The organism is uncultured Thermosynechococcus sp., from assembly GCF_937958135.1.
Taxonomy (GTDB): Bacteria; Cyanobacteriota; Cyanobacteriia; order Thermosynechococcales; family Thermosynechococcaceae; genus Thermosynechococcus.
In genome coordinates, this window is sequence record NZ_CALGOG010000095.1 from 21,270 (window position 1) to 28,540 (window position 7,271).

At 55.2% G+C, this 7,271-nt stretch carries 4 protein-coding genes; all 4 read right to left on the minus strand.

What is annotated here, in order from left to right; all coding sequences use genetic code 11:
- Positions 1–44 precede the first annotated feature (44 nt).
- Entirely contained in the window at positions 45–2,231 is a 2,187-nt protein-coding gene (locus tag Q0711_RS11020) for an amylo-alpha-1,6-glucosidase (RefSeq protein WP_299042563.1), read from the minus strand.
- Positions 2,232–2,348: 117 nt separating this feature from the next.
- Positions 2,349–4,814, minus strand: a complete 2,466-nt coding sequence (locus Q0711_RS11025) for an ATP-binding cassette domain-containing protein (RefSeq protein WP_298611313.1) — start codon at positions 4,812–4,814, stop codon at positions 2,349–2,351.
- A 42-nt stretch (positions 4,815–4,856) separates the two neighbouring features.
- Positions 4,857–5,717, minus strand: coding sequence for a hypothetical protein (locus tag Q0711_RS11030; protein ID WP_299042566.1), 861 nt, complete (start codon positions 5,715–5,717; stop codon positions 4,857–4,859).
- 687 nt (positions 5,718–6,404) lie between these two features.
- Positions 6,405–7,271 (minus strand): Rpn family recombination-promoting nuclease/putative transposase (locus Q0711_RS11035; protein WP_299042570.1); only part of this gene is annotated, 867 nt, incomplete at its 5' end.

Consider the following 7,271-nt stretch of genomic DNA (forward strand, 5'->3'; position numbering starts at 1 on the left):
CCAACCCTAGTTTAGCGAGGGCGCTTAGTCTCAGTTACTCTTTGTTACCCAGTGTGCACTTCCCAGTCACAGCCCCTGGCTCCCGTGCGCCAGAGCCGCAGATGCAGACGACTGTTGCCGACTCGCAGATTGCGGAGGTGGAGTTCCTCGATACTGGCGGGCAACAGGGGCTGCTGCAACAAAAACTTGCCCTGGGGCGCATCCACTAAGGGCCAGATCATGATTTGGATAAATTGAAACAAACTTCCCGTGGCCCAAGCTTGGGGGGAACAGGCCACTGGGTACTGCACCGGTTGGGGATAATGTTGACGATCAAAGCCACAGAACAGTTCCGGAGGGCGCAGATCCGGCTGGCGACACACCATGTCAAAGAGTGTCTCCACCAAGGTCAGGGCAAAGTCACTCTCGCCGATTGCCCGCAATCCCAGCGCAATGAGGGCCGTATCGTGGGGCCAGACCGACCCCAAGTGATAGCCAATGGGATTGTAGGCGGGGGAGGTACTGCTGAGGGTGCGAATGCCCCAACCGTTAAAAAGATCAGGTAGCCGCAGGCGTTGTCCTACCTGTTGAGCTTTCTCTAGGTCACAGATGCCGGTCATTAAGCACTGACCCGCATTGGAGGTGAGGCTATCCACCGGCCGACCGTCGCCATCGAGGGCAAGGGCATAGAAGCCTTCGGGTTCCAGCCAAAAGTCACGGTTGAAGCGCTCTTTGAGGGCGGCGGCCTCCTTTTGCCAGCGATCGCCCCACTGGGGATGGCCCAGCTCCTGAGCAATGGCACTTAGGCGAGTCTTGGCAGCATAGACGTAGCCTTGAACTTCACACAGGGCAATGGGACCGCGAGCCAGTTGCCCACGGCGGTTGACAATGCAGTTGCTGGAATCTTTCCAACCTTGGTTGTCAATCCCCTTCTCCGCCTGGCGACTGTAGGTTAGATAGCCGGTGGCAGCCATCTGTTGATCAATCCAATCCATGGCGGCAAGGGCATGGGGCCACAAGGCCTCAAGGGTGGCGCGATCGCCCGTCCAACGGTAGTAGTCGGCATAGAGCATCAGCCACAGGGGGGTGGCATCCACGGTGCCGTAGTAGGGTGTGTGGGGAATTTCCCGATTGCGCGCCATCTCGCCGCAGCGCAGCTCGTGGAGAATTTTCCCCGGCTGCTCATCCCGCTGCGGACACACCTCTTTTCCTTGGTAATGGGCAAGGGTGTGCAGCGTATCGCGGGCGATCGCCGGGTTTAGAATTAGTGCTTGCATGGCCGAAATAATTGAGTCGCGACCAAAGAGCGTCGCAAACCAGGGAATACCCGCCGTCAAGACCTTGCCGTGACTAAAGGACTGCAACAGCATGTAGAGATCTGCCATGCCCCGCCGCAGGATACGATTCCATTGGGGATTGGAGGTGACAATTTCTGTGCAATCTGACCACCACTGTTGCCGTTCCTGTTGTGCGGCTTGATCCGCCGCCGCTAGGGAGAAGGGCACCGCTGCACGGGCCGTGGGTAAGCCATTGGTGAAGGGACGGACACAGTAGTGAATGCTGTGGTAACCTTGGGGTTCTAACCGCAGGCGCCAGCGAGCTGTCATGTTGTCTAGACCGTCGGGGGGGGTGCCCAAAAACTGCACTTGAGTTTCCATGAGGGCACCATCAAGGCCTTGGTAGGCGAAGCACAGATCGGCTCGTCCCTTGGTGTGGCGCAATTCACAACTCACCGGCTTCAGCGTCTGTCCCCGCTGTGGCCGCCCATTGCCGTATTGGCGAATTTCAAATAAATCCTGAAAGTCTGCCCCAAAAGTGAGACAAATGTCCACCACCACAGGTTGCACTTGGTGGTTAGTCACGAGAATGGTTTCAAACAGCGCACCGCGGACGACAAGGAATCGTTCAATGGCCAGAGCTTCCGCTGGCAGATCGGGCTGTTTGGGATTGGTACACACCACCTTGAGGGCATGGCTGCCCGTGCAGTGAAAGCTTAGGAGCACTGGGCGATCGCCCCCCACTCGCAGCTCCGCTTGACTTAAAAAGCGAGTGTCTTGGCAAAATAGCCCCGTAATTGCCGTCTGGTGCTCGTCATTGCAAACATTGCCCAACTCATCACAAATGAGCAGCACGTCATTGTCTTTGAGAACAGGGACGGTCTTGGGGTGGGTTTGAATCTTGGTGGCAGGTAAAGGAGGGGCGACAATGGGAATGTAGTCGCGCCCGTACAGGGAAACAACATCCGTCTCCATAGCTGCGGTAGCGGTCTCTATTGATTCTCTTAGGCGGGAAAATTTTGGGCTGATCGGCTCAATCTTTTAATCTTCCTCCAGGGCTTGGGCGATCGCAATAGGTAAATATAGGGGATCTTAGCCTTTGCGCCGTTGCAGAAACGTGGCCATGCCCAAGTAAATCCCGCTGTGGAGGATCAACATTCCCCAATTTAATAGGAGGTTTCCCCAAGTGGGGGCATAGACAGGGGTGGGTTCAAAGGGCTGGGGAGGGGGTTCAAAGAGGCCAAAATCGAGGGGCGGCGGTACCATGCCGTTCACATCGAGCAAAGCCCCATAGGCACCCATCGTCCAACGGCCAATAGTCAGCCAAGAGAGAGCGGTGGCCACTCCCGTGAGCTTAAAGAGGACGCCGGCAAAGATAATTTGGGGCAAGAGCAGGGGTGGCAAAATTTTGCTTGCCTGATCGGAATTCGTCACCGCCGCCGAGATGAAGAGTCCCAAACAAAGACCGGCCACCAGGGTCAAGAAGGTGGTGACCCCAAGCCCCAGCGGCCAAGGGAGAAGGGCACCCTTTGGCAGACCAAAGGCCCAGAGGGCCACCAAGGTAATGAGCAGCGTTTGTCCCAAAGCCATCCCCTGCCCAAGGGTAAGTTTGGCTGCCATGTAGGCCCAAAGACTGAGATTGGCAAGGCGTTCGCGGCGGTAGATGGCCACCTCTGTAATCAAGGCTTGCGCCCAGCCGGAGAGTCCTACCCAAAGACAGGCACAGGTAAAGACAAAGAGAATGCGCAGGGTTTGAGCGGCCTGCAGCAGGCCGGGGGGATCTTGGGGCACAAAGGGGGAGCGATCTAGGGCAAAGCGGGTGAGCAGCAGGGCAATGGGGACGCTGGTGAGGTTCAGGACGAGGCTCAGGCGATCGCGCCACAGGAGCTGCCACTGCCGTTGACACAATACCCGCCATTGATAGAAGTGAGGTGGAGCGGGTCGCTGGGGGGGCGGTTCAACCTTGGGACGGCCTTCAGACCCAAAAACACTGGTGCTCTCAGCCTGACCCCCCATGCTCAGGTGGCGGCCAAGGTAGCGTTGATAATCGGCGGATTGGCGAAATTTCTGACTCCACTCGGCACTATTTTCGGGGGTCAATAGGGCATAGATCTCGGCCACGGAATTCAGGGGGCGATCGCCCGTTGGACTAAAGAAGTGACAAGCCCCATTGGCTGAACCAAAATAACAAAGACGCCCCCCAGCACCCAGAACCAGCAGGCGATCGCACAGATTCACATGGCTGGTGGCATGGGTCACCAAGATAATCGTGCGTTCTTGATCCGCCAATTGCCGCAGCAACTGCATCAGCAAAAAGTCCAAGCCCGGATCGAGACCGGAGGTAGGTTCATCGAGGAAAAAAAGCTTGGGATTTGCCAATAGCTCAACGGCAATACTCACCCGCTTGCGCTGACCACCACTGAGGCTGGCGACCCGTTGATGCTCTGTCCCCGTTAACTGCACCTGTGCCAGCACTTGCTGGATTGCTGCCCTGCGGTTTTGGGCATCGGTGTCCGCCGGTAAGCGCAACTGCGCCGCATAGTTTAGGACTTCAGCCACGGTGAGGCGGGCATGGACAATATCATCTTGGGGGACATAACCAATCTGGTGGCGGTAGGTGGCAAGATTGCGATGCAGATTGAGACCATTGAGCAGCACCTGTCCTTCCTGAAGGGGGTCTAGTCCCATCAACACCTTTAAGAGCGTGGATTTCCCCGTGCCACTGCCCCCCACCACAGCCACCAGCTGCTTAGGCTCCGCCACAAAGGAAACATCTTGTAGAAGGGGGCGATCGCCTGCTGGCGTTTTTACCCACCGCTTCAAGCCCACCGCCTCAAGGCGAATGTGACTCCCCGGATCCGCCATCTCTAGGGTCTCGTGGCGGTACAGCAAGACAAAAGGTCCAATGCGAATTTGATCGCCGTTGCGGAGCGTGTGGGGAGTTTTTACGAGGACATCGTTGACATAGGTGCCGTTGGTACTGCCCAAATCGCGCAGTACATAGAGACCTGCAGGGGTGCGATCAATGCTGGCGTGGCGCAAAGACACCGTCGGAGCCTCCAGTTGCCAGTGCCGATAGCTGTTGCTGGCTGCGCGCCCCAATGTGAGTGGCCATTCCTTGAGGGTTTTGAGGACTAGGCGGCGCTGCTGGGGTAAGGGGAGTGGGCTGGCTGTTCCCGAAAACTGGATCTGCACCAGCAGCTGGACTTTGTTTTTCGGGTCTTGGCCAATTTCTAGACGCAGCGTTTCCCCAAGGGCAAACCCTTCTTCAATGCCGATGCGACGGTGATTGTAGAACGTGCCATTAGTACTGCGGCGTTGCTGGCCATCCCCATCCCAGAGGTAGTAGGTTGCCCCCTGTTGCTTAAACACGGCGTGGCGGCCGGAAATCACTGCCCAAAGGGGATCATCGGGCACCACTAAATCTGCCCACTGGGGATCGCGTCCCAAACGGTGCTCTGACTGTGTCAGGGTGTAGCTTAAAGTTTTCCCCTGACTTTCAAGGGTGAGGGTAACAGTGGGGAGATTGACAACCGTTTTAGGGGGGGGCGATCGCATCCAAGTCTCACCAGAATTGGGTTCAGAAATGGCCAGCTTCCCTCAATTCACCGTCACCGCAAAGGGAGCCGTAATGATTTTATCTCCCCGCCGGAACTGTCCCCAGAGCCGGTAGCGTCCGGGACTGGGAAACTGGGTCATAAAACGAATGGTCTCCCTAGGTTGGCGCTCCAAGGCATGGGCATGGAGATAGTCAGTGGGTTTAAGGGAAGTCGTGGCTCGCAAAATCACCAGATGCCCTGCTTCACCAAGGTAGGGGCGTAAATCTGGAATAGGTTGCTGGGTAGCTACATCCCGTAAGCGAAAAGCAATTTCCAGCGGCGATCCAGCCTTGAGGGGTTGAGGCAGTTTTAGTTCAACTGCTGTTGTCTCAACTACTTGAGTTGTTTGAGGGGTGGGGGCGGCAAGTTGGGGGGAAGTTCCCTGAGCAACAATAGGGAGCATTGCCACTGTTTCCGTCGCGCCGGCAGGTTTGTAATCGGCAATGAGGGTGTAGCCGCCGCCTTGGGGCAACGTGGTTGTGACCTGAAATTGACCTTCACCTAAATAGCGGGGATGGAGGTGTTGAAATACTTGAAAATCCTCACTGACGATGATCAGGTGCATCAGCTCCTCTTGGAAACGCTCAAACTGCGTCACTGTCTCGCCCGTATGGGTGCGAATGGCCAGTGTGAAGGTGGTTGGTTGTTGAGGAATAGGTGTGGAGAAATTCACTAGTTCGGCATGGGTGGCCGAAGCGCTCCCACCGTGATTGTGGGTCGGCGCAGCACTGTGGTAGCCATGGTCGGGATTCTGGGGAGTGGCAACTTGCTTTTGTTGCATCGTCGTGACAAGAGCGATCGCTCCCCCACCGAGGAGAATTAGCCCTACCACCACTGATTGAATAAAACGCAGTTGGGTCATCTTTCGGTTTCTCTATTTTAGTCAGAGGATGCAAGGATAAGCTTCAGGTGTCTCCATAACCTTTGTAGCTTTTGTTTAATAAATATTTAACATAGGTATTCTAAGAGGGAGTGAGATTTTTTAAGACAGATAGGTTAAAGTGACAAACTTGCACAGGTCGAAGGTCAAGAAAGAACCATGAGCTACAGCGTAGATTTACGAGAGCACGTTGAGACAAGAGGGCAAAATCAATGAGACCACTCCACTATTCCAAGTAAGTCATGGACTATCTACCGCTGGTTGAAGCGGGATAATCTAACCCCCACGGTTGTTCCCCGTTGTCTTTGGAAACTGGATGGGCAAGCCTTAGTAGCGGATAGAGCCGCTCGCCTTAATGACTGTTTAGACAAACAAAAAGCCTAATAAGGACGCAAACAACGCTCATACCCGCCACCCAGCGACGATTATCATCCATTTAGACAAAACAGTGCTCAACCTTCGGCGTCTGGCGCTGCCTAGGACACTCCCCTCGCTGACTTCCAGTTTATGGAGTTGTTCACTGCTAGCTTGCAAACTGATTCTCTGCTACCTCAGTCGCCGTGGCAAGCGCTAGCTAAACCGTACTCTCACAGCAGTTCTGTCTATAGTTCACTCACTTGACCTATTGGGAGTCAGTTACTCCAGCACGGCTCATTATGATAAGAAGCTTTAAGCAGAGCGATTTAGCCACGCAGCCACTTCCTCTAGGTCAGTGAAGTCTAAGAGAGCTTCTGCGAGGGCTTCGATTTGATCAGGAGAGAGCCGGCGGATGCCTTCTTCAAGCTCATTGGGCAGACTGCCAAACCGCCGCCTCAACTGCCGTAGGACAACCGCTGCTTCTCCTTGCTGTAATCCTTGTTGTAATCCTTGCTGTAATCCTGCTTGTAACCCCTGTTGCAATCCCTGCTGCAATCCTTCTTCTCGTCCCGCTTGCAATCCTTCCTGTCGCCCTTCTGCATAGACCTCCTGATAAAACCGTGTCCGCTTCAGTTCCTCCGTCGTCAGCCCCAGCATGTGCAGCACCTCCTCCCGTTTCAGCTCCGTGAACCGATACAGCATTATCCGCGTGATTAACTCTATTATCACCTCCCGCTTCTGAACAGTCTTTTCCTGCGCACTCTGCACCAGACATCTCGCTGCTTTTGGCATTTCTGCTCTGGAGAGCGTCATCAGCTTCATCAGCCCTAGACTCAAGGGCAACTGTTCTGGTGACCCTAACTCGTTCAGATACACCCGCCGTAGGCGATCGCTTTGGATGAGAGGAACATAGGGGGTAATCTCTTTTTGCTCCGTCTGGGGGTCAGGGTAAATCACCACCGCCTGCCAGTCAGAAAACGTATCGCGCTTTAGGCGTAGATACAGAAAAATCTCCGCAAAGAAGCGCTCATAGAAGGTGTTGTCCCGCTGAAACTGCACTTCACAGAAATACACCACCCCTGCGGGGTCAGGGGGGACAAAGACGCCATCAATGCGAAAGGTGGTTTCCTTGAGTTCAATCGAGTCAAAGCGATAGCCCTCAGCACTCTCCACGCCCAG

What these genes read in the sequence shown, in the direction of transcription:
- Q0711_RS11025 (WP_298611313.1), bottom strand. Translation starts at nt 4,814, where the DNA reads ATGCGATCGCCCCCCCCTAAAACGGTTGTCAATCTCCCCACTGTTACC.
- Q0711_RS11020 (WP_299042563.1), bottom strand. Translation starts at nt 2,231, where the DNA reads ATGGAGACGGATGTTGTTTCCCTGTACGGGCGCGACTACATTCCCATT.
- Q0711_RS11030 (WP_299042566.1), bottom strand. Translation starts at nt 5,717, where the DNA reads ATGACCCAACTGCGTTTTATTCAATCAGTGGTGGTAGGGCTAATTCTC.